The sequence below is a fragment of the Bifidobacterium stellenboschense genome, assembly GCF_000741785.1.
Classification (GTDB): domain Bacteria; phylum Actinomycetota; class Actinomycetes; order Actinomycetales; family Bifidobacteriaceae; genus Bifidobacterium; species Bifidobacterium stellenboschense.
Genome location: NZ_JGZP01000003.1, coordinates 44,206 through 70,470, shown reverse-complemented (window position 1 = coordinate 70,470; position 26,265 = coordinate 44,206). Strand labels below are relative to the sequence as shown.

The 26,265-nt window shown below is 66.6% G+C and carries 18 protein-coding genes; 2 read left to right on the top strand and 16 right to left on the bottom strand.

Annotated elements, in window-relative coordinates:
* Window positions 1-30 precede the first annotated feature (30 nt).
* Both BSTEL_RS01080 and BSTEL_RS01075 read left to right on the top strand, forming a co-directional pair.
* Entirely contained in the window at window positions 31-927 is an 897-nt protein-coding gene (locus BSTEL_RS01080) for a carbohydrate kinase family protein (protein WP_034526087.1), read from the top strand.
* Between the two features lie 234 nt (window positions 928-1,161).
* Window positions 1,162-2,394: an MFS transporter gene (locus BSTEL_RS01075; RefSeq protein ID WP_034526083.1), complete on the top strand. Its 1,233-nt coding sequence runs from the start codon at window positions 1,162-1,164 to the stop codon at window positions 2,392-2,394.
* Between the two features lie 158 nt (window positions 2,395-2,552).
* Here the strand turns inward: BSTEL_RS01075 and BSTEL_RS01070 are convergent, their stop codons facing one another.
* The 16 genes from BSTEL_RS01070 to BSTEL_RS00995 form a co-directional block, all read right to left on the bottom strand.
* On the bottom strand, window positions 2,553-5,696 hold the full coding sequence (locus tag BSTEL_RS01070) for an alpha-mannosidase (protein WP_034526079.1): 3,144 nt from the start codon (window positions 5,694-5,696) through the stop codon (window positions 2,553-2,555).
* 28 nt (window positions 5,697-5,724) lie between these two features.
* Entirely contained in the window at window positions 5,725-7,317 is a 1,593-nt protein-coding gene (locus tag BSTEL_RS01065) for an aminotransferase class I/II-fold pyridoxal phosphate-dependent enzyme (protein WP_169741207.1), read from the bottom strand.
* Between the two features lie 150 nt (window positions 7,318-7,467).
* Window positions 7,468-8,322, bottom strand: a complete 855-nt coding sequence (locus BSTEL_RS01060; RefSeq protein ID WP_034526074.1) for an HAD family hydrolase — start codon at window positions 8,320-8,322, stop codon at window positions 7,468-7,470.
* Window positions 8,319-9,269: an L-lactate dehydrogenase gene (locus tag BSTEL_RS01055; protein ID WP_034526072.1), complete on the bottom strand. Its 951-nt coding sequence runs from the start codon at window positions 9,267-9,269 to the stop codon at window positions 8,319-8,321. The genes BSTEL_RS01060 and BSTEL_RS01055 overlap by 4 nt, the downstream gene beginning before the upstream one ends.
* A 124-nt stretch (window positions 9,270-9,393) precedes the next feature.
* A complete protein-coding gene (gene secG, locus BSTEL_RS01050; protein ID WP_034526069.1) occupies window positions 9,394-9,642 on the bottom strand; it encodes a preprotein translocase subunit SecG in 249 nt (82 codons plus the stop codon).
* Between the two features lie 81 nt (window positions 9,643-9,723).
* On the bottom strand, window positions 9,724-10,518 hold the full coding sequence (gene tpiA, locus BSTEL_RS01045; protein WP_034526067.1) for a triose-phosphate isomerase: 795 nt from the start codon (window positions 10,516-10,518) through the stop codon (window positions 9,724-9,726).
* Window positions 10,519-10,620: 102 nt separating this feature from the next.
* A complete protein-coding gene (locus tag BSTEL_RS01040; protein ID WP_034526065.1) occupies window positions 10,621-11,826 on the bottom strand; it encodes a phosphoglycerate kinase in 1,206 nt (401 codons plus the stop codon).
* Between the two features lie 134 nt (window positions 11,827-11,960).
* Window positions 11,961-12,908: a DNA-binding protein WhiA gene (gene whiA, locus BSTEL_RS01035; RefSeq protein WP_034526061.1), complete on the bottom strand. Its 948-nt coding sequence runs from the start codon at window positions 12,906-12,908 to the stop codon at window positions 11,961-11,963.
* 181 nt (window positions 12,909-13,089) lie between these two features.
* Window positions 13,090-14,040, bottom strand: coding sequence for an RNase adapter RapZ (rapZ, locus tag BSTEL_RS01030; protein WP_034526226.1), 951 nt, complete (start codon window positions 14,038-14,040; stop codon window positions 13,090-13,092).
* A 17-nt stretch (window positions 14,041-14,057) separates the two neighbouring features.
* Window positions 14,058-15,029 carry a shikimate dehydrogenase family protein gene (locus tag BSTEL_RS01025; RefSeq protein WP_084686025.1) on the bottom strand — a complete coding sequence of 324 codons (972 nt, stop codon included), beginning with the start codon at window positions 15,027-15,029 and terminating at the stop codon, window positions 14,058-14,060.
* A gap of 42 nt (window positions 15,030-15,071) precedes the next feature.
* Window positions 15,072-17,471 (bottom strand): excinuclease ABC subunit UvrC, encoded by a 2,400-nt coding sequence (gene uvrC / locus BSTEL_RS01020; protein WP_051922732.1) that lies wholly within the window; start codon window positions 17,469-17,471, stop codon window positions 15,072-15,074.
* A gap of 11 nt (window positions 17,472-17,482) precedes the next feature.
* Complete coding sequence (gene uvrA / locus BSTEL_RS01015) at window positions 17,483-20,416, bottom strand: excinuclease ABC subunit UvrA (protein ID WP_156963111.1); 2,934 nt, start codon at window positions 20,414-20,416, stop codon at window positions 17,483-17,485.
* A 188-nt stretch (window positions 20,417-20,604) separates the two neighbouring features.
* Window positions 20,605-21,000 carry a HepT-like ribonuclease domain-containing protein gene (locus tag BSTEL_RS01010; RefSeq protein WP_051922731.1) on the bottom strand — a complete coding sequence of 132 codons (396 nt, stop codon included), beginning with the start codon at window positions 20,998-21,000 and terminating at the stop codon, window positions 20,605-20,607.
* Window positions 21,001-21,038: 38 nt separating this feature from the next.
* On the bottom strand, window positions 21,039-21,440 hold the full coding sequence (locus tag BSTEL_RS01005) for a nucleotidyltransferase family protein (protein WP_162178962.1): 402 nt from the start codon (window positions 21,438-21,440) through the stop codon (window positions 21,039-21,041).
* Between the two features lie 60 nt (window positions 21,441-21,500).
* Window positions 21,501-22,751, bottom strand: coding sequence for a DUF3322 and DUF2220 domain-containing protein (locus BSTEL_RS01000; RefSeq protein ID WP_051922729.1), 1,251 nt, complete (start codon window positions 22,749-22,751; stop codon window positions 21,501-21,503).
* On the bottom strand, window positions 22,748-26,263 hold the full coding sequence (locus BSTEL_RS00995; protein WP_051922728.1) for an ATP-binding protein: 3,516 nt from the start codon (window positions 26,261-26,263) through the stop codon (window positions 22,748-22,750). The genes BSTEL_RS01000 and BSTEL_RS00995 overlap by 4 nt, the downstream gene beginning before the upstream one ends.
* Window positions 26,264-26,265 lie beyond the last annotated feature (2 nt).

The following is a 26,265-nucleotide window of genomic DNA, read 5'->3' as shown; positions in this document are numbered from 1 at the left end:
CGGAAAACCAACAGAAGGAAAGGAACCATCATGTCCAAGCCCATCGTTCTCTCCCTCGGCGAGCTCCTGTGGGATATGCTGCCCTCCGGCAAGCGCGCCGGCGGCGCCCCGGTGAACTTCGCCTACCACGCGATGATGAACGGCGCGGACGGCTACTCCATCTCCGCCGTCGGCGAGGACGAGCTCGGCGACGAGCTCCTGGCCGAGACCGCCAAGGCCGGCATCCACGCCGTCATCCAGCGCAACGCCTGGCCGACCTCCACCGTCGAGGTCGAGCTGCGCAACGGCATCCCGGAGTACACGATCGTCAAGGGCGTCGCCTGGGACCACATCCTGTACACCCGTCAGCTCATCGAGGTCGTCGAGCAGGCCGACGCCGTGTGCTACGGCACCCTGGCGCTGCGCTCCCCCGAGTCCCACGCCACCATCACCGAGCTGCTCAAGAAGACCAAGCCGGGCGCGATGAAGTTCTTCGACATCAACCTGCGCGGCGACCACTACTCCAAGGAGCTCATCGAGGAGCTGCTCGACGCCGCCACCGTCTTCAAGATCAACGACGAGGAGCTCCTCCTCCTGCGCGACATGTTCGACATCCGCGGCACCTCCGGCGAGGACGCCTGCCGTTGGTTCCTCGAGCAGTACAAGCTCGACTACGTGATCCTGACCGCGGGCTCCGCCTACTCCACGATCATCTCCAAGAACGGCGAGATCTCCACCGTCGACACCCCGCGCGTCGAGGTCGTCGACACGGTCGGCGCCGGCGACTCCTTCTCCGGTACGTTCACCGCGCGCATCCTGCTGGGCGACACGCTCTCCGAAGCGCACCGCAAGGCCGTCAACACCGCCGCCTTCGTGTGCACCCAGAACGGCGCCTGGCCGGAGTACCCGGCCAAGATGACCGACTACCTGGCCGAGGCCGGCAAGTAAGCCACGCCACGACCCACCGGAACGATCCGCAAGCGACGGCCTCCGCCCGACCGGAGGATCGTTCCGACACCACCTTTCCTGGCATTGGGATCCGACGGTCCGTTCAACGCCGCGGCAACGACCGCCGCGCACGTCGCGGACCGTTGGATCCACCGCTGACGCCAGGCAGCCATAACTGAATATCGAATATCGACAATTTCGTCAGTCTCATTACAGGAAAAAGGGATTTATACAATGAGCAACGAAACCGCCAAGACCGGCAACGCCGGATTCGCGAAGATCCTTCCGGTGATGTTCGCCTTCTTCGTCATGGGCTTCGTCGACCTCGTCGGCACCGCGACGAACTACGTCAAGGGCGAGTTCAACCTCGCCGATGGCACCGCGAACCTGTTCACCACGATGGTGTTCTTCTGGTTCCTCATCTTCTCCGTGCCGACCGGCATGCTGATGAACAAGATCGGCCGCCGCAAGACCGTGCTGTGGTCCATCCTCGTCACGCTCGTGGCCATGGCCCTGCCGATCATCGCCTACGTCGCCCTGTCCGGCACGCCGCGCCTCGTCCTGATCGTCATCTCCTTCGCCTTCCTTGGTATCGGCAACACCCTCATGCAGGTGTCGCTCAACCCGCTGCTGACCGTGTTCGTCAAGGGCGACAAGCTCGCCTCCACGCTGACCACCGGCCAGTTCGTCAAGGCCTTCGCCTCCCTGTTCGCCCCGTACATCGCCATCTGGGGCGCCACCAAGCTGAACATGTGGTGGATTCTCTTCGTGATCTACTTCGTCGTCGGCATCGTCGGCTACGTCCTGCTCGCCTTCGACAAGATCGACGAGCCCGCCCCGGACGCCGGCACCACCACCATCGGCCGCTGCTTCAAGCTGCTGTTCTCCGACGGCATCGTGTTCCTGTGCTTCCTCGGCATCGTCGCCCACGTGGGTGTGGACGTCGGCATCAACGCCCAGGCCCCGCGTATCCTGACCGAGCACACCGGCGACCAGTTCACCGAGATCGCCGCGACCGCCACGATGGTCTACTTCATCGCCCGTATGATCGGCTGCTTCACCGGCGGCATCGTGCTCCAGAAGATCAGCAACAAGGTCGGCCTGCGCATCTGCGGCGTCATCATGACCGCCTCCGCCGTGTGCTTCGCGGTCTTCGCCCTCGTGCAGGACAACCCGCCGGTGTGGCTGTTCTGGGTCGCCGTCGCCCTCGTCGGCTTCGGCAACTCGAACGTGTTCTCCCTGTTCCTCTCCCACGCGCTCATGTACCGTCCGGACCGTCAGAACGAGATCTCCGGCCTCATGCTCATGGGCCTGATCGGCGGCGCGATCTTCCCGCCGATCATGGGCGTCGCGGCCGACGCGGCCGGCCAGTTCGGTGGCATCCTCGTGATGGCCGTCGGCTGCCTGTACGTGCTGGTCATGGGCTTCGCCTACAAGGTGCTCGAAGGCAAGAAGGCCGAGGCCTGATCGCATCCATGACGCGACCGGTCTGAGACCACGAGCCCGAACCGCAGGGGCGGTTCCTTTCCGGAATCCATTTCCCGGAAAGGAACCGCCCCTTTTCGCATATCCGCGGTGCTGCGGCGTCCCGCATGCGGGCCGTATCGCCGCCCTGCGCCGCCATGTCACGGCACTCGTCTCCGAATACGCAAGGTGGCCAGCTGGAACGCCCCGAACACGAGCGGCACGCCGTCGCGTCCGACCGTCGGCGCACCGGCGAGCGCGCGCGGCAGATCCGGCGCAGGCGCCTCCCTTTCCGTCAGGTCGGTCTCCGTGATCGTGCATCCGTCGAGTATGGGGTCGAGGTGCAGCGTCGCCCGCGCCCGGCCTCCCGCCGCCTCGTACAGCCGCAGGACGATGTCGCCGGAGCCGTCGTCGGCGGGTTTCACCCAATCGAGCACGATCACGCCCCGCATATCGTCGAGCACGGCGATCGGCGGAACGGCCGCCGCGCCGTCGATGTCCGGTGTGTTGAGCCGCGTGGCCTCGGCGAGCGTCGCCGGCATGTCCGCCGCGACGAGCACCGACCAGTCGAACGCATGACGGCCCATGTCGGTGTCCGGATCGGGGTAGCGCGGCGCGGACAGCAGTGACGGCCGGATCATCACGCCGCCCGCGCTCCCCCGCATCGGATCGCGGCGGATCGACGACACGTCGGCGCCGTAGGTGGAGCCGTTGACGACGGCGACCGCATAGCCGCCATCGGGTTCGGCGACGCGCACGAACCGGTGCGTGCAGCTCTCGTATGCGGGGTTCTCCCCGAGTGGGCCGGCCGTGACCGACCGTTCCACGAATCCGTACGGACATTCGAACCGCGCACGGTCGGCGTGCACGGCCACAGGGATGTCGACTTTGAGCATGCGTTCCGGCGCATGCCAGTCCACGTCGGCGTGGAAGTCGAGCACACGCGCGCCGGGGCGTAGCGTGACGCGCGTGCGTATCCGCACGCCGTCCGCGGTGACGTCGCTCACGGCCGTCGCCGCGCCCGCCTCGTCGCCGTGCGCCGTGGCGGCGACGTCGGCGAGCGTCCCGTCCGTGAGCGGCACGGCGGTGTCGAACGCGTCCCGTTCCAGCTCCCATGCGTCCCATTGCGACGGTTCGTCGCGCAGCAGCTCGTACCGGCCGATGGCCGTCCCCTCAGGCACGATCTCACGGTCCGCGGCGAGGTCGATCAGGGAGTCCACGGTGCCGTCCGCGGCGATGCGCGCGCGGATGAGGCCGTTGTCGAACGTCGCGCCGTCGGCGTCGCGTGTGATGCGGACGGCTCGGACACTGCGCCCGTCGCCGTCGGGAGAATCCTTCCGACCGTCCCCGGCCGCGGTCGATGGGTCGCCTCCGCCGTTGCCGTGCGCGGCGAGCAGGCGCGCCGTCTCCGCGGCGATCGCACGCAGCCGTGCGATGTCACGCGCGTAGGTCTCCCGTGCCTCGCGGTGGACGCGGGCGATGCCAGTACCGGGCAGGATGTCGTGGAACTGGTCGACGAGGAGCCGCTTCCAGATGCGGTCGATCTCGTCGCGCGGCGGCTCGTAGCCGGGGACGCGCACGAGCGCGGTCGCGGTGAGACGGTCGACGACGCGCAGCAGGGATTCCTCTTCGCGGCAGTATCGTTTCATCTCCTGCTGGGCCGTGGTCGTGCCGCGGTGGAGTTCGAGGTACAGTTCGCCGCGATGCACGGGCGTTTCGTCCGCGCCGTGCGCGTCGCCGACGAGATCGCGTCGCAGTGCGGCGAATAGTCGGTCGGGCGTGCCGAAATCGACGCGCGGCGCGCCTTCCAAGTCGTGCGCGCGGCGGATCCGCGCGGTCATCTCGCGGGTGGGGCCTCCTCCCCCGTCGCCGTGCCCGTAGAGGATGATCGCGTCGCCGACGAGGTCCTTGTCGGTAAGCTTCCGCTGCGAGCGCATGAGCTCGTCCATCCCCATCGTGGAGCCGTAGGTGGCGGACGGCGGCATGTGCGCGAGAATACGCGTGCCGTCGATTCCCTCCCACAGGAAGGCGTGGTGGCGCGGCGGATTCGTGTCGTTCCAGAAGAGCTTGCCGGTGAGGAACCAGTCGAAGCCGGCGCGGCGGGCGATCTGCGGCAGGCTGGCGGCGAATCCGAACGAGTCGGGCAGCCATACGCCGTGCGGGCGCACGCCGAGACGTTCACGGAAGTAGGCGAGTCCGGCGGTGAACTGGCGTACCAATGATTCGCCGGTGGGCATCAACGCGTCGGTTTCGACCCACATGCCGCCCACGGGGATGAACCGGCCCTCGTCGATGCGGCGGCGCATCCGAGTGAACAGGTCGTGGTGGTCGTGTTCGAGCCACGCGTAGTGCCGGGCGGAGCTCATGACGAACGTCATGTCGGGGTCCTCGTCCATGAGTGCAAGCACGTTGGCGACGGTGCGCGCCACCTTGCGCCGGGTCTCGCGCATCGGCCACAGCCATGCGGTGTCGATGTGCGCGTGGCCGACGGCGATGTGGCGCACCGCGCTCGGCGCGGCGGGCAAGGCGAGCACGTCGGCGAGTGCGGCACGCGCCCGCGGGACGCTCGCCGTGCGGTCGCGCTCGTCGTAGGCGTCCAACGCGCGTCGCAGCGCCCCGGCGAGCCGCCATCGGCGCGGCTCGCCGGCGGGCAGCTCGCGGATGAGACCGGATACGGTTTCGAGGTCCATCATCAGGGCGTGCAGGTCCCGGTCGAACAGAGTGACGTCCATGCGGTTCACCGCATACGGCAGGTCGCGCACGCCGGTCGGATCGCCGCCGAGCATGGTGGGCGCGAATCCGCCCGCCTCGCTCAGGTCGGGATTGCACGCGGCCTCCAGGTAGAGCGTGAACCGGCCGTCGGCGTCGAGTCCGGCGACGTCCGTGCCGTCGGCGCGGACGAGCGGCACCCACCGGTTGCGCGGGTTGACGGCTTTGACCACCGTGCCGTCGGGACGGTAGACGAGTCCCTCCGCCTGGAATCCCGGCCAGTCGGGACGGTTCCAGCCGAGGTCCGTGACGAGTTCGACGTCGCGGCCGCGCGTGGCTTCGCGGTCGACGCGGCCGCATATCTCGAACCACGTGGTGCCCCATGTCGTCCCCCACGGTCCGGGTACGGAAAACGGGCGGAATCCCGCCGTTCCGGCGCGGGCGCGGGCGAGGAACGCGTCGGCGGGTTCCGGCTCCCCGGGGTTGGCGGCGGCGCGCACGTCGCATGGGGCGATCGTGGCGTGGACGTATGGGGCGATGCGTTGCGCGATGACGCGGTCGCATCGGACGAGTTCGCGGTCGATGTCGACGGCCATGATGGGGTCCTGCCCGGAAGTCCGGGAGTCAGTTCTGCCAGTAGTAGCCGAAGAAGTCGGCGATCTTGGCGGTCGCGTCCTTGAGCACTTCGATGCGCGGCAGGTAGACGATGCGGAAATGGTCGGGCTCCGCCCAGTTGAAACCGCCGCCGCGGGTGATGAGGATGCGCTTCTCGTGCAGCAGGTCGAGCGCGAACTGCTCGTCGTCGCGGATGTTGAACCGTTTCACGTCGATCTTCGGGAAGATGTAGAACGCGGCCTTCGGTTTGACGGCGGAGAGGCCGGGGATCGCGTTGATCGCGTTGTAGATGTATTCGCGCTGCTCGTAGAGGCGGCCTCCGGGCACGATGTAGTCGTTGACGCTCTGGTGGCCGCCGAGCGCGGTCTGCACGATGGACTGGGCGGGCACGTTCGAGCAGATGCGCATGTTGGCGAGCATGTTGATGCCCTCGATGTAGTCCCTGGCGATGCGTTTGTTGCCGGACAGCACCATCCAGCCGACGCGGTAGCCGGCGATCATGTGCGACTTCGACAGGCCGGAGAAGGTGACGCAGAACAGGTCGGGGGCGAGCGAGGCGATCGACGTGTGCGTGAGCCCGTCCATGACGAGGCGGTCGTAGATCTCGTCGGAGAAGATCATGAGATGGTGCTCGCGCGCGAGGTCCACGATCTGCTGCAGCACCTCCTTCGGGTAGAGCGCTCCGGTCGGGTTGTTCGGGTTGATGAGCACGATGGCGACGGTGCGGTCGGTGATCTTGGCGCGCATGTCGTCGATGTCCGGATACCATTCGGAGGCCTCGTCGCACACGTAGTGGACGGCGGTGCCGCCGGCGAGGTTCACGCAGGCGGTCCACAGCGGGTAGTCGGGACTCGGGATGAGCACCTCGTCGCCGTCGTCGAGCAGGGCGGACATGCACAGGTTGATGAGCTCGCTCACGCCGTTGCCGGTGTAGATGTCGTCGATGGTGACGTTCGGCAGGTTCTTGAGCTGCGCGTACTGCATGATCGCCTTGCGTGCGGAGAACAGGCCCTTGGACGGCGAATAGCCCTCGGTCTCGGTGAGCTGATGGGCCATGTCGTAGACGACCTCGTCCGGCGTGCGGAAGCCGAACGGCGCGGGGTTGCCGATGTTGAGCTTGAGGATGTGCGTGCCGTCTGCCTCCATGCGGGCCGCCTCGTCGACGACGGGGCCGCGCACGTCGTAGAGCACGTTGTCGAGCTTGTGCGACTTGCCGAACGTGCGTCGGCGCGGGGCGGGTGCCGAATCCGGGTGCCAGCCGCCGTCGGTCGTCGCCGCATCGGACGGCGCCGCGGAATCGGAGCCCGCGTCGGAGGCTCCATCGGAGGCCTGCGATGCGATGGGCGCGTTCCCGTCACCTTCGGCGGTCCCGTCCGTTGTTCCACGGTCGCCCCTGAGCCATGCCACGTCCACGTTGAGCGCGGCCGCCAGGAAGTCGAGGATGTCCTCGCGGGGCATGGTCTTGCCGGCGACGTATTGGCTGATGTGGCTCTTGCCCATCCTCACGCCCCGGTCCTCGGCGGCGCGCACCAGGTCGACCTGCTTCAATCCCCTGTCGTTCATCGCCTCGTGGAGCCGTTCCGCGAACACCGCTGTGGACATGTCTTCCTCCAAACCATGAAGTTCAATATCCGTATTGAACATTGGTTCATAACCTAGAAGGAGTTCAAGACAAGTTCAATTCCCGCGGCATCGTGTTTCGCATGCCGGACGGAAGGGAATTGAACTTTCGTCCGGCATGCGATGCGGAATCTACAGCAGATGCGTCTCGATCCACTGGGCGACGCCGTCCTCGTCATTGGACGGGCAGATCTCGTCGGCGATGGCGAGGACCTTGGGGTTGGAGTTCGTGACGGCGACGCTGGTGCCCGCGGCCCGCATCATGTCGATGTCCACGAGATCGTCGCCGAAGGCGATTGTCCGCTCGCGGGCGATGCCCATCCGCCCGCACAGGATGTCCAGCGCGTCGCGCTTGTTCGCCTTCGGGTTCATGAACATGTACAGCGTGCCTTCGGAGACGGACAGCGCGAAATCGTCGGGGATCAGACGACGGATCGTCTCGCGCTGCTCCCCCTTCGGGAACGCGATGATCTTGTCGGCGGTCCCCGCGGGCACGTCCTCTTCGGTGAAGTCGGTGAACCGCCACGTCTGCGTCTTCCAGTAGACGCTCACATCGAAATTCGTGTACCGCACGTCGTCCATGACGATGCCGACCTCGAGATCGGGCATCGCGTCGAGCAGCGAACGGCACACCTCGCAGGCGCGGGACGACGGGAACCCGATCTTCATGAGATGCCCGTCGGCGGGCAGGCGGCCCGAGGTGAGCATCTCGTAGTCGGATTTCGCGGGGTTGAAGTCGATGAGCGCGCCGTTGAGGTAGATGCAGGCGTCGACCGGCAGCCGCTCCGCGAGAGCGTAGCCGGTGCTCACGGGCCTGGCCGTGGCGATGGCGAAGCGGTATCCGGCGTCGTGCAGGCGTTCGATGGCTTCGATGGACCGTTCGGTGAGGTGCCGCCCTTCGAAGGTGGGGGCGCCGTGCAGCAGCGTGCCGTCGAGGTCGGCGACGACGAGACGGGATTGCGGCGGGACGTGCGCGGCCGGGATCACAGCAGCCCCTCGCAGTAGGAGCGGACGAGCTCGGCGGAATGGTGGAGCTTCGCGTGCTCCTCCTCGGTGAGTTCGAGTTCGACGATCTCGTTGGCGCCGTTGGCGCGCAGTTCGGTGGGCACGCCGAGGAACACGTCATGCTCGCCGTATTCGCCGTCGAGCAGCGTGGAGACGGGCACGATGCGGCGTTCGTCCCACAGGATCGTCTGCACGATGCCGGCGACGGTGGAGGCGATGCCGAAGTTGGTGCCGCCCTTCGCGGCGACGATCTCGTTGCCGCGCATGCGCGTCTTGCGTTCGATCTCGGCGGTGGAGACGGAGGCGAAGCGGCTCTGGTTGTCGGCGAGGAACTTGGCGAACGGCTTGCCTCCGAGCGAGACGGTGGACCATGCGGCGAACTGGGAGTCGCCGTGCTCGCCCATGACGAACCCGCCCACGTTGCGCGGGTCGAGTCCCGTCTCTTCGCCGATGATGGTCTTGAGGCGCGAGGTGTCGAGCGCCGTGCCGGTGCCGAGCACCTGCGCGCGCGGCAGTCCGGAGCGCTTCCATGCGTACCAGGCCATCACGTCGACCGGGTTGGAGACCATGACGATCACGCCGTCGAAGCCGGAGGCCATGACGTGGTCGACGACGTCGCCGACGAGGCCGACGGTGAAGCCGAGTTCGGCGAGACGGGTCGAGTTGGCCGGCGGCTTGCGGCCCACGGTGACGACGACGATGTCCGCGTCGCGGCAGTCGGCGTAGTCGCCGGTGCGCACCTTGACGTGACGGTCCTGGAATTCGCTGCCGTCGTCGAGGTCGTGACTCTCCCCCGTCGCCTTGGCGGCGAAATGGTCGATGAGCACGAGCTCGTTGCACAGACCGTGCGTGACGATGGCGAACGCGGCGGTGGCGCCCACCTGGCCGGTGCCGACGATGACGACCTTGTTGCGGTTCATGGTGACCATGATGATGTCCCTTCCGGGTTCGACGGGCGCACCGGCTCGGAGCGGATCCCGCCGTAACGAACACGACCCATGGCCGGAAGCCGGTCATGGGTCACATGAACATGAGCGAATGTGCCGAAGACGCTCAGATGAGGTTGAACTTGGTCATCAGGCCGAGGGCGATGATGATGGCCACCCAGATGAGGGCGATGATGACGGTCCAGCGGTTCAGGTTCTTCTCGGCGACGCCGGACGTGCCCGCGTTCTGGGTGAGGCCGCCGCCGAACATGTCGGACAGGCCGCCGCCCTTGCCCTTGTGCATGAGGATGAGCAGGGTCAGCAGGCAGCTGAGCACGACGAGAACGATTTCGAGGGCGATCTTCAGAGCGGTCACGGGTGGATTACCTCCGGTTTGGTATCAATCTGCGCTCAAGCATAGCGCAATGTACTGAAAAAGGTGGGGCGCCGGGCGGTTTCACCGGGTGGCTTTGGCGGTGAGCCGGCAGATGCGGGTCAGTTCGTCCACGTCGAGCGCCGCACCGCCGATGAGGAAGCCGTCGACGTCGGGTTCCCCGATGAGCTCCACGGCGTTCTTCGACGAGACGGAGCCGCCGTAGAGGATGCGCACGGTGTCCGCCACCGTGTCGTTGAACGTGGCGCGAAGATCGTCGCGGATGGCCTGCGCCGCGTACTGCGCGGATTCGGGGGTGGCGACCATGCCGGTGCCGATGGCCCACACGGGCTCGTAGGCGATGATGAGCTTCGCGGCCTCCGCCTCGTTGAGGTCCCGCGTCACGTCATGCACCTGTCCGACGGCGAAGTCGAGCTCGATGCCCTGGCGGCGCTCCTCGAAGCTTTCGCCCACGCACAGGATCGGCTGCATGCCGGCGGCGAGGACGGCGCGCACCTGGTCGACGATGTTCGCATCGTCCTCGGGATGGTATTTGCGGCGTTCCGAATGGCCGATGATCACGTAGGAGCATCCGAGCCGGGCGATCATGTCGGCGGAGATGTCTCCGGTGAACGCGCCCTGGTCGGTGACGGACACGGACTGCGCGCCGTAGCGGATCTTGAGCTTGTCGGCCTCGACGAGCACCTCCACGCTGCGCAGCGAGGTGAACGACGGGAACAGGGCGACCTCCACCCTGCGGAAGTCGAAGTGGGCGTCACGCAGCTGCCATGCGAACTTCTGCACGAAATACGTGGCCTCGAGGTGGTCGAAGTTCATTTTCCAATTGCCCGCGACCAGCGGAACGCGTTCGGACGCCATGGATCCCCTTCCCGGAATGCGAAACGATGCGGATACGGTGTGAGACGGCATGGCTCCCCGCGCCACGGGACGTGGCGTGGGGAGCCGATGCGGAAGTCAGTGTCAGGCGAGCACCTTCAGGCCCGGCAGCTCCTTGCCCTCAAGGAACTCGAGGGAGGCGCCGCCGCCGGTGGAGATGTGCGAGAAGCCGTCCTCCGGGAAGCCGAGGTTGCGCACCGCGGAGGCGGAGTCGCCGCCGCCGACGATGGTGAACGCGCCGGCCGCGGTCGCGTCGACCAGGCCCTGCGCGACGGCCTTGGTGCCGGCCGCGAACTCGGGGATCTCGAAGACGCCCATCGGGCCGTTCCACACGACGGTCTTGGAGTCGACGATCTTGTCGTGGAACAGCTTCTGGGACTCCGGGCCGATGTCGAGGCCCATCTTGTCGGCCGGGATGGCGTCGGCGGCGACGACCTCCGGGGCGACCGGGGTGTCACCGGCCGGGAAGCCGGCGTTCACGACGATGTCGGTCGGCAGCACGAGCTCGACGCCGTTCTTCTCGGCGGTCTCGATGTAGCCTTTGACCTTGTCGAGCTGGTCCTCCTCGAGCAGGGAGGTGCCGACCTCGTAGCCCTTGGCCTTGAGGAAGGTGAACACCATGCCGCCGCCGATGACGAGGCGGTTGGCCTTGTCGAGCAGGTTCTCGATGACGCCGAGCTTGTCGGAGACCTTGGAGCCGCCGAGCACGACGGTGAACGGGCGCTCCGGGTTCTCGGTGGCCTTGGACAGCGCCTTGACCTCCTTCTCGACCAGCAGGCCGGCGGCGGCCGGCAGATCGGCGGCCACGTCGTAGTTGGAGCCCTGGGCGCGGTGGACGACGCCGAAGCCATCGGAGACGAAGACGTCGCCGAGGGCGGCGATCTTCTTCGCGTACGGGGCGCGCACGGCCGGATCCTTGCTGGTCTCCTCCGGGTTGAAGCGGACGTTCTGCAGCAGGACGACGTCGCCGTCGTTCATCGCGGCGACCTTGGCCTGGGCGTCCTCGCCGTAGGTGTCGGCGGCCAGCGGCACGTCGATGCCGAGCAGCTCGCCGAGACGGGCGGCGACCGGGGCCAGGGACAGCTCCGGGACGACCTTGCCCTTCGGACGGCCGAGGTGGGCCATCAGGATGACCTTCGCGCCTTCCTCGCGCAGGGCCTTGATCGTCGGCAGGGCGGCCTTGATGCGGCCGTCGTCGGTGATCGTGGTGCCGTCCAGCGGGACGTTGAAATCGGCGCGGACCAGGACGCGCTTGCCCTTGAGGTCTCCGAGATCCTTGAGTGTCTTCATGAATATCCTTTCCTAACCGCTTGCGCGGGAAAGTGGCGGTTTCTTGCCACTTCGCATAATACAACAGGCCCGCCGTCCGGGCGGGCCTGACACAGGAATTTTTGGAACGTATCGCCGAATCGTTATGAAAACGTTCAGGAACGGGACTTGGCGGTCTTCTCCGCGAGCTGGAGCAGACGGCGGATGCGCCCGGCGATGGCGTCCTTGGAGATCGGCGGCTCGGCGAGACGGCCGAGCTCCTCCAGACTGGCGTCGCCGTGCTCGAGGCGCAGTTGGCCGGCCGCGCGCAGGTTGTCCGGCACGTCCACGCCGGCGGCGTCGAACAGCTCGAACGCCTTGCGCACCTTGTCGCACGCCTCGGCGGCCGCCTTGGCGGAGCGGCGCATGTTCGCGTCGTCGAAGTTGGCGAGCCGGTTCGCCTTGGAGCGGGTCTCGCCGTCCGAGCGCTTGCCCGTCCAGTCGCGGGCGGAGCGCATGGCGCCCATCGAGTTGAGCATGCGCTCGATGGAGTCCGGGTCGGTGAGCGTCACGCGATACGACTTGCTGAGCTGACGCGGCTTGGCGGTGATGCCGAGGCGCCGGGCGAGTCCGGCCAGGGCCATCGCGGCCTCGTTGGACGGGCAGATGATCTCCATGTACGGGTTCTTGCCCAGATCGGACAGGATGCCCCTCGCCATGAAGGCGCCGCGCCAGGCGGCGCGCACCTGGGCGATCTTGCCCTGCACGATCTTGACGGGCAGACCACGCACGGCCTTGTTGCGGTCGATGAGGCCGGTCGCGACGGCGAGGTTCACCGCGCCGCGCTCCACCTTGACGACATGGTACTGGTGCGTCCCCTTCGGGGTCGTCCTCGTGGAGCTGATGAGCTTGGCGTCGAGGCTGTACAGGTCTTCGATGTTGTCGCGCAGCCACTGGGCCGCGATCAGCGAATCGAAGGTGGCGAGCATGACGATCTGCTTCTGGGCGTTGTGCGTGAAACCGCCGGCGAAGCGGATCATGGCGGTGACCTGCGCCTTCCTGGCGTCCGCCTTCTCGTCCTCAAGCGCCGCGAGCTCGCTTTTCACATCATCCAGAAGAGCCAAGAGCCAACCTCCTAAGTCTCGTCCCTCTCAATGGTTCCAGGGGTCCGGGTCTGCCGGACGGGGACTCTTCCCCGCCGTCCGCCGAACTTCTGTGATACCGGTCATCTTGGACAACAGTCGCGCCGTTTTCACTTTTTCGCGGCCGACGTCTCGACATGTGGTCAGCGCCGCATGGGCGCGATTACTTGCGCTTTCGCTGTTCGCGGGCGGAAACCGTGACATCAAGCCCATGTGAGCGCAAACGCTTCGCCAGCGCCTCGCTCATGGCGACCGACCGGTGCTGGCCGCCGGTGCATCCGACGGCGATCGTCACGAAGTGCTTGTCCTCGCGCGCGTACCCGTCGATGGCGACGAGCAGCGCCTTCTCGTACGCGTCGAGGAACTCGGACGCGCCCGCGCTGTTCAGCACGTAGTCGGCGACCGGCTTGTCCCATCCGGTCAGCTCGCGCAGGCTCGGCACCCAGAACGGGTTGGGCAGGAACCGCACGTCGGCCACGAAGTCCGCGTCGGTGGGGGTGCCGTATTTGAACCCGAAGCTGAAGATGTGCACGGCGACGGTCTTCGGACCGGAGCCGACCATCGCCTCGTACAGTTTGGTGGACAGCTGGTGGATGCTCAGCGCGGAGGTGTCGATGACCATGTCCGCACGCTCCTTGAGGTTCGCGAGCAGCGCGCGCTCCTCGTCGATGCCGTCGATGAGACGGTTGCCGTGCTGGAGCGGATGCGGCCTGCGCACCTTCTCGTAGCGGGTGACGAGCACGTCGTCGCTGGCGTCGAGGAACAGGATGCGGGTCTTGACGCCGAGGTCGTCGAGGTGGCTGAGCACCTCGTTGAGGTCGTCGAAGTATTCGCGCGACCTCACGTCGATGACGGCGGCGAGCTTGTGCACGCCCTTGCCGTCGCCGGCGTTGGTCATCATGTCGACGAGGGGGACGAGCAGCTTGGGAGGCATGTTGTCGACCACGTACCAGCCCATGTCCTCCACGCAGTCGGCGGCATGCGAGCGCCCCGCGCCGGACATGCCGGTGATGAGCAGCACCTCGAAGCCGTCGGCGGGCGCCGGCCTGTCGGATGCGGCCGGGTCCTGGGCCGCGTCGATCGGGGTCGCGGCGGCGCCGCGCAACGTGTTCATCAGCGTCTGGTTCCTGATCACAGCGCCTCCTCCAATGCCGTTCTCATGGCGATCTCCAGATGGTCGTCGTCGGTGGTGACATCCTGCAGACGACGGTCCGCGTCGGATGGCGGGTCGTCGTCCCAGATGCCCGTCATCAGCAGCACCTGGATGAGCCCCTGGTAGAGGAGCATCTCCTCGCCGCCGATCGCGTGGCCGCCGTGTGCGCGCCACGCCTGCATGAGCTTCGTGGGCCGCGGATCGTAGACCACGTCGAGCAGCATGCCGCCGAACGCGTTCCCGGCATGGTCGAGCGTCCCGGCGAGACCGTCCGCGGCGTGCCCGGGAATCGTGTTGATCACGTAGTCGGATTCGCATGCGGCCGCCGTCACCCCGTCCGCGTCGGCGAGGTCGATCTCGTCGTAAGGGCGGCCTTCGACGCCGCGGAACAGTTTCGCGGCGGAATCCAGTCCGAGGTCGCGGCCGGGATGGCGCGCGGCGACGGTGATATGTTCGACGCCCGGCAGCATCAGGCATGCGGCGGCCGCCGACGTGGCGGTGTTGCCGTTGCCGATGATGAGCGCGCGGCGTCCCGTCCGTCCATCGCGGTGCACGCCGAGTTCGCGGTCGGCGTGATCGAAGGCCAGCTGGATGCCGACCACGTCGGTGTTGTAGAGTCTGATCGCCGGCTTCCCGTGGGGCCATGCGGGGTCGTCGTGAACGGCCTCGTCCCAATCGAACACCGCCGTGTTGGCGATGCCGAGCTCCCTGGCCCATACGTTGCTGGGCGTGCCGTACGGCTGGATGGTCTTCTTGAGCGGCATGGTCAGGCTGAGCCCGCGCCACGTGGGGTCGAGCCCCTTGAGGAAGGCGTCGAGATCCTCCTCCCCCACCTCGTGCCTGTCGTACGCCCAGTCGTCGAGTCCGAGCGCACGGTACGCCGCGTTGTGCAGCACCGGCGACAGCGAATGTGCGATGGGTTTGCCGAGCACCGCGCACCGATTGGCGATCGTCATGCTTCCCTCCTTGCCTTCCCGGTTCTCCCGACCATCCTACTCGGTTCGTCCGGCGCCCGCCGGAGCCCCGTTCCCGGTGCGGGCGTCGCCGGCGTCACCGGCGTGCAACGCGTCGTAGATGGCCTGCGCCTTGGCGTGGCCTATCCCCTTGACCGTCTCCAGTTCCTCGACGCCGACGCCGCGCATCGCCTTGACCGAGCCGAACCGCGCGAGCAGACGTTTCTGGTAGGCGGGCCCCACGCCGGGGATGCCGTCGAGGGCGCTGCGCAACGCCCCCTTGCGCCTCGCCTGGCGATGGTAGGTGATGGCGAAGCGGTGCGATTCGTCGCGCACGCGCTGCAGCAGGTACAGGCCCTCCGACTGGCGTTTGAGGATGATCGGATAGTCGTCGTCCGGCACCCACACCTCTTCGAGCCGTTTGGCGAGACCGCAGACGGCCACGTCGTCGACGCCGCAGTCGGCGAGCGCCTTCGCGGCGGCCATGGCCTGCGGCCTGCCGCCGTCGACGACGACGAGGTTCGGTTTGTAGGCGAACCGATGCCGGTCGGTGTTCTGCTGGACCGTCGTCCCCGTCGCCGCGCCGTCGGCCGTCTCCCCGCCGTCGCCGGCATCGTGCCGCACGCCCGCGGCGGCGGCCGCGCGCCGTTCCGCTTCGATGCTTTCGCCCGAGTCGCCGGCGATGTTGCCGTGGCGAAAGCGGCGCGTCAGCGTCTCGTAGAGGGCGCTCAGATCGTCGAGCGCGCCCTGGCCGTCCTTGCCACGGATGGCGAAGCGCCGGTATTCGCTTTTCTTGGCGACGGCGTCCTCGAACACGACCATGGAGGCGACCTGGAAGGCGCCGCCGACCGTGTTGGAGATGTCGTAACATTCGATGCGCAGCGGCGCCTCGTCGAGGCCCAGCGCGTCGGCGACCTCGTTCATGGCGCGGGTGCGCGCGCCGATGTCGGCGATGCGGCTCATCTTGGCCCGGACCAGCGCCTGCGCGGCGTTGTCGTTCGCCCTGTCCATGAGCTGCCTCTTGTCGCCCCTGCCGGCGACGCGGATCGTGACCGCGCCGCCGCGCAGTCCGGTCAGCCACGTTTCAAGTTCCTCGCGTCGCGACGGTTCGAGCTCGATGGGCGTGATGACCTCGCGTGGCACCGGTGCGACGGGCGCGAGCAGGTCGGCGCGTCCGGTGACCTCCCGGCGCGCGTTGCGTTCGCGCGTCGCCCGCGCGCGGGACGCCGCGTCGGTCGCGGTCACGCGCTGCGTGGAGCCGATGGCGTCGCGCCGCTCCTCGACCTTCGCCATCGTGGTGCCGTCCGCGCCGATGCCGACGGCCGGCGCGCCGGAACGCGCGTCGGCCGCGGCGTCGGTCCGCGCGTCCGCGTAGACGCGCACGAGCAGGTCGGCCATGAGGTCGGCGTCGTCGGCGTCGTCGACGCGCTCGACGCTCCAATTGCGTTCGCCACGGATCGTGCCGGCGCGCACGTGGAACGCGTGCACGGACGCTTCGATCTCGTCGGTGGCGAAGCCGAACACGTCGGCGTCGACCTGGTCGTCGAGCACGACCGCGTTCTGTTGGACGACGGTGGAGAGCATGGCGATCTCGTCGCGCAGTCGCGCCGCCTTCTCGAATTCGAGTTCGGCGCTGGCGGCCTTCATGTCGCGGGTGAGCTGCGCGATGTACGATTTGCCGAGTCTGCCGGTCATCACGCCGACGAGACGCTCGCACATGCGGCGGTGCTCCTTCGCGTCGACGCGGCCGACGCATGGCGCGGAGCATTTGCCGATGGAGGCGAGCAGGCAGGGGCGGCCCGTGAGCTCGGCCTTGCGGTAGACGCCGTCGGCGCAGGTGCGCACGGGGAAGGTGCGCAGGAGCCGGTCGAGTCCGTGGCGCAGATCCCATACCTTCGCGTAGGGGCCGAAGTAGCGGGTGTCGCGGCGTTTGCGGCTGCGCGTCACCCACACGCGCGGCACGGTCTCGCCGACGGAGACCGCCAGATACGGGTAGGTCTTGTCGTCGCGGAACTGCACGTTGAACCGGGGGTCGAACTCCTTGATCCACGTGTATTCGAGGGTGAGCGATTCGAGTTCGGTGCCGACGACGGTCCATTCGAGGCTGCGCGCGGTGAGCACCATGGTCTGCGTGCGCGGGTGCAGCAGGTACAGCGGCTGGAAGTAGTTGGCGAGCCTGTTGCGCAGGTTCTTCGCCTTGCCGACGTAGATGACGCGGCCTTCGCCGTCGCGCCATTTGTACACGCCGGGTTCGGCGGGGATGTCCGAGGATTTCGGGCGGAACAGGTCGCGCGAGTCGCCGAGCAGCGGCGCCCCATTGCGGTTCGTCCTCGCCGTCGCGCCGGCGTCGGCGTGCGCGCCGTCCGTCGTCTCGCCGCGCAGCGCGTCGGCCGTCCGCAGCCACACCTCGGGCGAATGTCGTTCGATGTCGTTGGTCACGGCGTCGCCTCTCAGAGCATGCCCTTGAGGAAGCGGCCGGTCCACGACGACTCGCATTGCGCCACCTGTTCGGGCGTGCCCTGCGTGACGACGGTGCCGCCGCCGTCGCCGCCTTCGGGACCGAGGTCGATGATCCAGTCGGCCGACTTGACCACGTCGAGGTTGTGTTCGATGACGATGACCGTGTTGCCCTTGTCGACGAGACCCTGCAGCACCTTGAGCAGCTTGTTCACGTCCTCGAAGTGCAGGCCGGTGGTCGGCTCGTCGAGGATGTACACGGTCTTGCCATCGGATCTGCGCTGCAGTTCGGTGGCGAGCTTGACGCGCTGGGATTCGCCGCCGGAGAGCGTCGGCGCGGGCTGGCCGAGGCGGATGTAGCCGAGGCCGACGTCCACGAGGGTCTTCAGGTACCGGGAGATGCCGGTGTACGCCTTGAAGAAGTCGGCGGCCTCCTCGATGGGCATGTCGAGGATGTCGGAGACGGTCTTGCCGTTGTACTTCACCTCGAGGGTCTCGCGGTTGTAGCGTTTGCCGTGGCAGGTCTCGCATTCCACGTACACGTCGGGCAGGAAGTTCATCTCGATCTTGAGCGTGCCGTCACCGTGGCACGCCTCGCAGCGGCCGCCCTTCACGTTGAAGGAGAAGCGGCCGGGGCCGTAGCCGCGCACCTGCGCCTCGGGCGTCTTGGCGAACAGGGCGCGGATCTTGTCCCACACGCCCGTGTACGTGGCGGGGTTGGAGCGCGGCGTGCGCCCGATCGGGTTCTGGTCGACGTGGATGACCTTCCTGACCTGGTCGAGCCCTTCGACGCGGCGGTGCTTGCCGGGCACGATGCGCGCGCCGTTGAGCTTGTCGGCGAGGACCGGGTAGAGGATCGTGTTGACGAGCGAGGATTTGCCGGATCCGGAGACACCGGTGACGACGGTGAACACGCCGAGCGGGAAGCTCACGTCGATGTTCTTGAGGTTGTTCTCGCGCGCGCCGACGACCTTGAGCTGCGCGGTCCTCTTCACCTTGCGGCGGTGCTCGGGCACGGCGATCTCGCGGCGGTGGGCGATGTAGTCGCCAGTGATGGAGCGCTTCGCCTCGACGAGATGTTTCGCCGGACCGGAGTAGACGACCTCGCCGCCGTGTTCGCCGGCGCCGGGGCCGATGTCGACCAGCCAGTCGGCCTCGCGGATCGTGTCCTCGTCGTGTTCGACGACGATGAGCGTGTTGCCGAGGTCACGAAGATGGTGGAGCGTCTCGATGAGGCGAGCGTTGTCGCGCTGGTGCAGGCCGATGGAGGGCTCGTCGAGCACGTACATGACGCCGACGAGGCCGGAGCCGATCTGCGTGGCGAGACGGATGCGCTGCGCCTCGCCGCCGGACAGGGTGGCGGCGGCGCGCGACAGGGTGAGGTAGTCGAGGCCGACGTCGTTGAGGAAGCCGAGGCGGGCGCGGATCTCCTTGAGCACCTCGCCGGCGATCTTCGCGTCCGCGCCTTCGAGCTTCAGGTCGTTGACCCAGGCGAGCCCGCGCACGACGGGCATGTCGCACACGTCGAAGATGGACAGGCCTCCGACGGTGACGGCCAGCACCTCGGGCTTGAGGCGTCTGCCGTGGCACACCTGGCAGGGCACTTCGCGCATGTACGACTCGTAGTACTCCCTCATGGACTGCGAGTCGGTCTCCTCGTGCTTGCGCATGAGCGAACGCACCACGCCTTCGAAACCGGTGGAGTATTCCCTGAGACGACCCCAACGGTTGCGGTAGGAGACGTCGACCTTGAACTCGTGGCCGTAGAGGATGTCGTGGCGCACGTCGGAGGGAAGGTCCTTCCACGGGGTGCGCATCGAGAAGCCCATCTCGCGGGCGAGGCCTTCGAGCAGGTGGCCGTAGTACTGGGAGGTCATCTTCGTGTTGCTCCACGGTTCGATGACGCCCTCGGCGAGCGACTTGTCCGGGTCGGCGATGACGAGATCCGGGTCGATCTCGAGCTTGAAGCCGAGGCCGGTGCAGGCGGGGCATGCGCCGTAGGGCGCGTTGAAGGAGAAGGTGCGCGGCTCGATCTCGTCGAGTTCGAGCACGTGCCCGTTCGGGCAGCTGCGGTGTTCGGAGAACGGCCGGCGGCGGGCCGGGCTCCCCTCCTCCTCGTCGACGAAGTCGATGACGATGGAGCCGTTGGCGAGCTTCAGCGCGGTCTCGACCGAGTCGGTGAGACGCTGGCGCATGCCGTCCTTGACGACGAGACGGTCGACGACGACTTCGATGGTGTGTTTCTTCTGCTTGGTGAGCGTGATGTCGTCGGACAGTTGCCGCATCTGGCCGTCGATGAGCGCGCGGGCGTAGCCGTCGGACCGCAGCAGTTCGAGCATGTCGACGAATTCGCCCTTGCGGCCTTTGACGACGGGCGCGAGGATCTGGAACCGCGTGCGCTCCGGATAGTCCATGAGCGCGTCGACGATCTGCTGCGGGGTCTGCGAGGCGACGGGTTCGCCACATTCGGGGCAGTGCGGCACGCCGGTGCGCGCGAACAGGAGGCGCAGGTAGTCGTAGATCTCGGTGATGGTGCCGACGGTGGAGCGCGGGTTGCGGTTCGTGGTCTTCTGGTCGATGGACACGGCGGGGCTCAGGCCTTCGATGAAGTCGACGTCCGGCTTGTCCATCTGGCCGAGGAACTGGCGCGCGTACGCGGACAATGATTCGACGTAGCGGCGCTGGCCCTCGGCGAACAGGGTGTCGAACGCGAGCGAGGATTTGCCCGAACCGGACAGGCCGGTGAACACGACCATGCGATTGCGCGGGATCGCGAGGTCCACGTTCTTGAGGTTGTGCTCGCGCGCGCCCTGGATGGTGATCTTGAGGTCGTTGGGGATGTGCGAGATGTCCGCCACGAGCGAACCGTCGTGCTCGACGAGCGGCGCCTTGCGGATCTCGCGCGTGAGGAACGAATCGCTGGTCATCACCTTCTCGACGACGACCTCGCCGTTCCTGCCGCCCGTCGTCTTCCGTTTCGTCGCCACGATCCCCGCCTTCCGTCAGTCGCCGCGGCACGCGTCCGGCCGCGGATTTTCCGCACCCAGAATACCCGAAACCCCGACGCATATCGAACACCTGTTCGACGGCGTGTCTTCTTCCGAATGGAAGCGAATCAAATCATCGGCACATCGAACGGCGCGGCATCGCGCACGACTATGCCCTTCTGGCTGTCGATATACGGCTGCAATACGTCGATTACCGCGGGAAGCTCCCGTTTGACCGCATGATACAGGCGGCCGAAATCAAGTTCATCATAGTCATGGACGATCCAATCCCGGGTACCTGCGATGGCCTTCCATTCGGTCTCCGGTTCGCTTTCTCGGAATCCTCTCGACAGACCCTTGACATGTTCTCCCACCCGGGCCACCGCCATCGCGACCGCGTTCTGGGTTTTGTCATCGTCATGGAATTCTTCAAGACTCATATCACCGAGAAACCGTTGGGCATCCTTCATGGCGCGCATGATGGCGACGATGTGCATCATGTCGCGTTCGCCGACAATTCCCATACCATGGCCTTCCCTATCGTCATTCATCACGAACAGGCCTACACGATTCTGAACATGGGTTTCGAAGTGATGCTGTTGGCGAACAATACGCGCTGAAGCTCTCTGAGCCTGTCATGCTGAGAATCGGTCACATAGGTCTTACGGACCAAATCGACGCTCCTGCCGAATGCATGCTCCAGCTCGTCACGCAACGCGATGAGATCTATCTGCGGATTGGCATCCGGTGCGAACTGGTAGATGAAATCGATGTCCGAATCGGCTTTTCCCTCGCCACGAGCCATCGAGCCGAACAGATACAGCTCGGAGACCCGGTTCCTCAACGCAATCGGCCGGGCGACGGAGGCGATTCGCCCCGGAGTGAGATCGGCTTGTTCCGCGCGATGCTCCGCGGCCATCGACGGTGCATCGTCAGCTGTTTTCACATGTTCGGAAACGCTCATCATCCGTGTCATCCCCACACCTCCCGTTCAAGTCTCACGTTCCGTCAGCGCACTTCTTCATCATATGCCCATGCGCGTATCCCGCGCCCCTTCTTCGGTCTTCGGCGCCGTCCTAGCCGGCCATGCGTCATCGATCCCTTCGCATCTCACGGGAAACCCCATGTTCGCCAAGCGAGACATGGCATAATCCATCGTGATGCGCTCCTGTTCGATACGAAGGCAATCGACGCCCTCTCCCGTGCATAGGGCCTCATACAGGTTTCGTTCCTCATCGGTCAATCCGGGAAGATCCTGCGGAATCCGCGTACGAAGCGTTTTGCCGTCTTCCGAGAGCTTGGCTCCGAATTCCTTATGAGCCTCGTACGTCTCCCTGTCCATGCATAACGATTCGCAGGAGATGCCGATCTGTCTGACCTTGGATAGGATTTCAAAGCCGGAAGCGTCCAAATCTCCCCAGTACGCCACGTGGATGCCATGCCCCGCATCGTCGAACAGCCACGGCAGCAGCGGCAACGAATCCGATGCCGCAAATCCTTGTCCGAATACGCATAGTCCCCCGTCAATGGACGGCATGGTCTGATAGGTGTCCTTGTTCTCGCAGATGACGACGTATCGGATGCCGCATGACGGCCCCTCGTTCCAAGGCCGGACGGCGACCATATCCGGAGACCGATGCAACGCCGGATCCAAGTACCTGAAACGACATTCGCGAGGACGTTCATCAAGCCCGAGATCATCCAAACCGCATAACAGTTCGATGGTCCGCCGACGTACCTTATGCGACTGGTCCAGCCATTTCGCGCTGAATCCGGCGAGCGGCACCGCCCTTGGCCTCCTACCGGTGGCGTCATAACGCAGGAAGAACTCGGAGGACCGTATCAGCAGCTCGAAATCGACATCCGATTGGGCATGGGTCTTACGGACCGCCTTCATCGCCAACGCCGGTTCCACACCCAGACGGTCACACAACCGGCCGGCCCGTTCCCGCATCCTGCGGTATTCGGCGGCGTCCCGCCGGCCGATGACCCGCAACGCGGTGGCTTCATCCTCGATCAGCACCTTGGACACGAGCCGCACCGGCGTTCCCATCCGTCGCGTCACATATTCCAAGCCGCATCCATGGTCATCCGCCCATTGTTTAATCGCGTTGTTGTTGTCATGCACCTCGACGATATTGGATTCCAGCTCGCTTTTGCCGGGCAACCCCACCTTCACCGTCAACGGCCACACCGTATCGAGTCGGTACATGCGGGTCCGCATCGCGCGACGTGTCTCGGCGACGAGGTCCTCCACGCTCTTCATACGGCTCATGCTTGCGGCTCTCCTTCATGTGTCGGAGACTCTTCCCCGTTGGGGGCATAATCCGCATCCCTCATTCCGAGGCCTTCGAGCGACGCCTCGCGCAGGGAGGTGAGGCCGGTGTCGGGGTTCTTGTATGTGACGTAGGCCTTGGTGGAGACCTCGAGGATCTCGCCGGTCTTGCTTTCCGGTGCGGAGACGATCACCTGGAAGCCGAGACGCGGCAGCACGGTGAGGGCGCGCTGCGTGTAGCGGCCGTCCGCCTTGATGAGCGCCTCGTCGAGGAACAGCGTCGTGTAGCTGGGCCTGAGCCGGTTCTCCATGCCGCCGCCGAGCAGATAGATGAGCGCGGCCCCGTAGACGAACGAGGTGAGCTCCTGCAGGGCGCCGCCGGACCGCCCGCCGGTGGAGGTGATGCGCTCGTCGAGCCCGTCCTCGTGGTGCACAATCGCATAGAAGGACGAACGGCATCGCGGGTCGAGGTCGCGCGCGCCGTAGCTCTTCACGCCGTTCGCGTCCTTCACCTGCGCGAGTTGGGCGCGCAGCAGGCCGATGATGCCGCCGCATGCGGCGAACACCTTGCGCATGGCCGTCGGATCGTCGTCTCCCGACGACTTCCAGTCGTTGAGCGCCCCGATGGTCCGGGTCAGCTGCGAGAAGAAGCCACGGTCCGGCTTGCGCACGTCCGCATGCAGCGACAGGCTGCCGTGCCTGGGACCGAACCGCTGCCCGTCGAGCATGGCGTTGATGCGGTCGAGCTGGTCGCGGATGCCGGCCTCGTCGGTGTCGACGGCGCGTTTGATGGTCAGCAGGCTCATCAGCAGCTGTTCCAGGCAACGCCGGTATTCAGCACCGGTCGCCTCGCCGGCGGTCAACCGCGACAATCCCTCCAACTCGTCGAGATAGTACCGGCGGTCCTCCACGGTGGCCGACAGCGCGTCGTCGTCCGCGGCGTACATGCCCTTGTACGATTCCATCCGGGCTTCGACGACCGTCTTCGCCGCCGAGGCCTGTGCGGCGAGCGCGTCGATGCGGGCGGCCATGTCGTCGCGCATCCTCGCGACGACGCGTTCGGGGAACGACGTTCCCGCGGCCGCCGCGTCGGCACCCGCTCCGATGATCATGTGGGCGCGCAGCGCGGCGTCCGCGATTCCCGAGAACCCGTCTTCGTAGGAATGTTCGAGCGCCGATTCCACGCTCTTGTCCAACGGCATGGCGTCTCCCCGCCCGGCATCGTCCCGGTTGGCGTCCAGCCACCGCCGGGCGGCTTCGCAGGCGGATGCCGCGGCGTCGGCGTCGCGTTTCTCGGCGAACCGGCGCTGCTCGTTGCGGTCGAGCTCCTCCTTCATCGATTCCTCGCGACGGACGAGGTCGGCGAGTTCGGGGTTGTTCCTGATCGCGGCAATCGACGTCTCGAGACCGTCCACCTTGGCCGCGGCCGAATCCGTATCGACGCTCTCCCATGAGGCGTAGGCGAGCTGTTTGGCGAGTTCGAGCCCGCTGCGCAGGTCCTCCGCACGGCGTTTCGCCTCCGTGTAGTCGTGTTCCGCCTTCTCCGAACGTTCGCGAGCCTCGGCGATGCCATGCTCCAGAGCATCCAGATAGGCTTCGGTGACGTAGCCGATGACCTCGCGACGGTCCTTGACGCCGTGCTGGCCGCGTTTGCCGCTTTTGATCTGACCGTCGGCCTGCACCTGACGGCGTTCACGATCGGCGTCGTCGATGGCGTCGACGCATACGGCGTCGAACCGTTCGGATGCGGTCTGCGCGCGCAGCCAGTCGGCGAACGGTGAATCATCGCGGTACCGCAGCTTGGAGGACATCCACGGGCCGCCGTCCGCGGCCGTGGTCTTCCCGTCATCCGCCCCGAAGCGCTCCGAGGTGTCGACGAACTGCCAGGTGCGCCGTGCCATCGCATGCGGGTCGATGGCGCTGACCTTGGCGGCGAACCCCCGTTCGTGGCGCTTGTCGACGAGGATGGTCTGCGCGATGGCACCGTAGGCGACGTTCATGGCGAGTCTCCACCGCTCCTCGCTCTCACGCACATCCATGAGTTCGGCGACGTACGGCAGTTCGTCGGCGCGCAGCCCGGTGGCCCGGCAGAGCATGGCACGGGTCTCGTCCATCTGCTGGGTGATGCGGGTGCGCTGCGTCTTCTGGCGCTCATAGTCGCGTTCGAGACGGCGCAGTTCGTCGTTCGCCGCGGCGCGGGCTGCGACCGCGCGGTCGCGCGTCTCGTCCAGTTCCTGCGCCCGCCGGTCGTACAGGCGGGTGAAGTCCACGGCGGCGATGCGTCGTTCCGTCCAGGCGTGCTCGTCCCCGGGCATCGTCTCGCCGACCGACCCGAACCCGGCTTCGATGCGCTCGCGGTTCGTCTTCACATCGGTGAGCGCGCGTCGGGCCTGTTCGAGTTCCATCTCCATCCGTGCGAGGTTGCCGCCGTCCAGTCCTCTGATGCGGTCGCGGATGGCGTCGATGCCCGCGCGGATCTTCTCGCCGTCGCGGTATGCGGCCTCGGCGGCCGTCTGATGCTCGCGGTGCTCGTGTTCGTCGATGGGCAGCCGTGCGGCGACCTCGCCGGACATGCGCGCCGTCGCCCAGCGTCGTATCGCCGTCGAGCCGACTTCCCCGGCTGGGTCGACCGGGTCGAAGGTCCGGACGCCCCGGCGTGCGGCGTCGTAGGCGTCGCACGCGTCCCGGATGCCGGCGAGCGCCGTCACGCGTTTCGCCTTGCGTTCCATTTCGGTGAAGTTCGCCTCGTAGCGCCCGTAGTCGTCGACGGTGTCGCGCGCCAGTTTCAGGGCTTCGGGCACGCCGAGCACGCCCTGTTTGAAGATGTCGTCGAGCCGCGACGGCGCGTCGGCGGACTGGATCTTGTGCAGCAGCCGGCAGGCCTCCTCGCTCAGCCCCATCATGTCCCAGATGTGTTCGTGGAATGCGTCGGCGCTGGTGAAGGTCTCGCATCCGGGGTATGCGTCCTTCAGCTGCGTGGGGGTGAACGGATGGTCGCGGTAGATGTCCATGAGACGCGGGTCGATCGGCTTGCCCCATGTCGCGTACTGCCGCCGCACGTCGCCACGCCCGTCGCCGGCCATCAGGTAGAGGAATTTGGCGCATGACAGCGTCTGTCCGCTGGTGGCGTTCACGTATGTGTCGACGATGGCGCCCCATACGGCCTGCGGCGCCCCGTCATCGTCGCGGCCGCGCAGGTAGACGGGCTCGTCGCCGCCCGCGGTGCTGCCGACGCCGATCATGCCTCGCAGATACGTGTAGTCGCTGCGTTCGGAGCGTCCCGAGTTCGACGCCTTGTTGAACGGCGTGCCGGTCGGGTACAGCAGTGAGATCTGCGCGTCCACGAGCGTGGATTTGCCGGATTCGCTGGCTCCGGCGAGCAAGGTCACGGGGAGCTTCGGGTCGGTGGACGGCCTGAATTCGTGGTAGCCCTGGTACGAGCCCCAGTTGACGAGGCGGCGGCTTTCCATCATCCACCGGTCGGCGATCATCTGCAGTTCCCTGATGGTCATGT

What these genes read in the sequence shown, in the direction of transcription:
- BSTEL_RS01080 (WP_034526087.1), top strand. Translation starts at nt 31, where the DNA reads ATGTCCAAGCCCATCGTTCTCTCCCTCGGCGAGCTCCTGTGGGATATG.
- BSTEL_RS00995 (WP_051922728.1), bottom strand. Translation starts at nt 26,263, where the DNA reads ATGACCATCAGGGAACTGCAGATGATCGCCGACCGGTGGATGATGGAA.
- uvrA (WP_156963111.1), bottom strand. Translation starts at nt 20,416, where the DNA reads ATGACCAGCGATTCGTTCCTCACGCGCGAGATCCGCAAGGCGCCGCTC.
- BSTEL_RS01040 (WP_034526065.1), bottom strand. Translation starts at nt 11,826, where the DNA reads ATGAAGACACTCAAGGATCTCGGAGACCTCAAGGGCAAGCGCGTCCTG.
- BSTEL_RS01065 (WP_169741207.1), bottom strand. Translation starts at nt 7,317, where the DNA reads ATGTCCACAGCGGTGTTCGCGGAACGGCTCCACGAGGCGATGAACGAC.
- BSTEL_RS01010 (WP_051922731.1), bottom strand. Translation starts at nt 21,000, where the DNA reads ATGGGAATTGTCGGCGAACGCGACATGATGCACATCGTCGCCATCATG.
- tpiA (WP_034526067.1), bottom strand. Translation starts at nt 10,518, where the DNA reads ATGGCGTCCGAACGCGTTCCGCTGGTCGCGGGCAATTGGAAAATGAAC.
- BSTEL_RS01055 (WP_034526072.1), bottom strand. Translation starts at nt 9,269, where the DNA reads ATGGTCACCATGAACCGCAACAAGGTCGTCATCGTCGGCACCGGCCAG.
- BSTEL_RS01070 (WP_034526079.1), bottom strand. Translation starts at nt 5,696, where the DNA reads ATGGCCGTCGACATCGACCGCGAACTCGTCCGATGCGACCGCGTCATC.
- BSTEL_RS01005 (WP_162178962.1), bottom strand. Translation starts at nt 21,440, where the DNA reads ATGAGCGTTTCCGAACATGTGAAAACAGCTGACGATGCACCGTCGATG.
- rapZ (WP_034526226.1), bottom strand. Translation starts at nt 14,040, where the DNA reads ATGAACACGTTGCGCGGCGCCGCCGCGACCCCGATCGACGCGGCCCAG.
- BSTEL_RS01000 (WP_051922729.1), bottom strand. Translation starts at nt 22,751, where the DNA reads ATGAGCCGTATGAAGAGCGTGGAGGACCTCGTCGCCGAGACACGTCGC.
- BSTEL_RS01075 (WP_034526083.1), top strand. Translation starts at nt 1,162, where the DNA reads ATGAGCAACGAAACCGCCAAGACCGGCAACGCCGGATTCGCGAAGATC.